This is a genomic window from Peterkaempfera griseoplana, from assembly GCF_001418575.1.
Lineage (GTDB): Bacteria > Actinomycetota > Actinomycetes > Streptomycetales > Streptomycetaceae > Peterkaempfera > Peterkaempfera griseoplana.
Window position 1 is genome coordinate 1 of sequence record NZ_LIQR01000636.1, and the last position, 1,383, is coordinate 1,383.

1 protein-coding gene and 1 pseudogene are annotated in these 1,383 nt (G+C 78.9%); both read left to right on the plus strand.

All coding sequences use genetic code 11. From position 1 onward, the window contains the following. A pseudogene (locus tag AOK09_RS34485) lies at window positions 1-396 on the plus strand (MFS transporter); the annotation flags it as partial. A gap of 298 nt (window positions 397-694) precedes the next feature. Beyond that, window positions 695-1,383: SDR family NAD(P)-dependent oxidoreductase (locus AOK09_RS34490; RefSeq protein ID WP_055591146.1), on the plus strand; the 689-nt coding region annotated here is incomplete at its 3' end.

The window sequence follows — 1,383 nt, forward strand, 5'->3', positions numbered from 1 at the left end:
GCCGCGTCCTACCTCGGCTTCCTCGCGGCCACCCCCCTGGGACACCGCTGGGGTGCCCCGGCCCTCGCCGCGGTGTCCGTGCTGTGCACCCTCGGCGAGATCATCTACGCCGGCAGCGCCACCGCGCTGGTCACCGCGCTCGCCCCGGCCCCCGTCCTGGGACGCACCCTGGCGCGCTTCCAGCTCTCCACCGGCTTCGGCCTCGCCGTCTCCCCGGCGGTCCTCACCACCCTCGCCCCCCACGGCCCGGCCGCCCTGTGGGGCGGCCTCGCCGCCGCGACACTCCTGTCCGCCACCGCCGTCGCCACCGGGAAGGACCGGCGAACCCGCCCCGGGCGGCGCGGGCCGGCCGAGCCGGCCGGTGACCCCGGCCGTCGTCTGCGGCGGCCGGGGTGAAGCAGCGGCGCAAATCCCGCGCCTTCGCCCGCGCCGCAACCTCAACCGTCAGCCCCCCGCTGCGCCCCCGGCCGGGGGCGCAGCCCGGCCGGGGGCGCAACCGGGCACGCCCGGCGGCACGACCGGGCCCGGCCCGGCGCCGGCCACCCGGTGCGGCCCGGCCCCCGCCGCAACGAGGGGCAGACCGCGCACCCGGGCACCACACTGGGGGAGAAGGACGACCACGCGACGTGGAGGCGATCATGCCCGGCGAACGCAGGCACCCACCGCACCTGCGCACCCCCGGCGGCGAGGCCCCATGACCGGGCCCCGCCCGGCGCCCGGCAGGCCGGGGGAGCCGGACGGAGCGCTGAGCGGACAGACCGTCGTGGTGGTGGGAGGCAGCGCCGGAATCGGCCTGGCCACCGCACGCCGGGTACGCGCGGCCGGCGGCGAGGTGGTGCTCGCGGCCCGCAACGCCGAACGCCTGCGGCAGGCGGCGGACGAACTCAAGCCGCTGAGCACGGCCGCGTTCGACGCTCAGGACACCCGCCGCCTGGAGGACTTCCTCCGGGGCCTGCCCGGCCAGGTCGACCATGTGCTGGTCACCGCCGGCAGCCCGTCGTACACGCCCCTGGACGCGATCGACCTCACCGCGGCCGGCAACGACTTCGGCAGCCGCATCGCGATGCTGCTCGCCGTGGCGCGGGCTGGCCGCACCAAGGTCAGGGCCGGGGGAACCCTGCTGTTCGTCGGCGGCACCGGCGGGCGGCGGCCCCGCGCCGGGATGGCCGTGGTGAGCGCCCTGACCGCGGCGCTGCCCGCGCTGACCGCCGCCCTGGCCCTGGAGGTCGCCCCGGTCCGGGTCAACCTCATCGCCGCCGGGTTCGTCGACACCCCCCTGTCGGCCGCCCTCCTCGGCGACCAGCTCCAGGCCCGGCGCGACCACCTGAGCCGGACCCTGCCCATCGGCCGGGTCGTCCACCCCGCCGACGTCGCAGCCCTGGC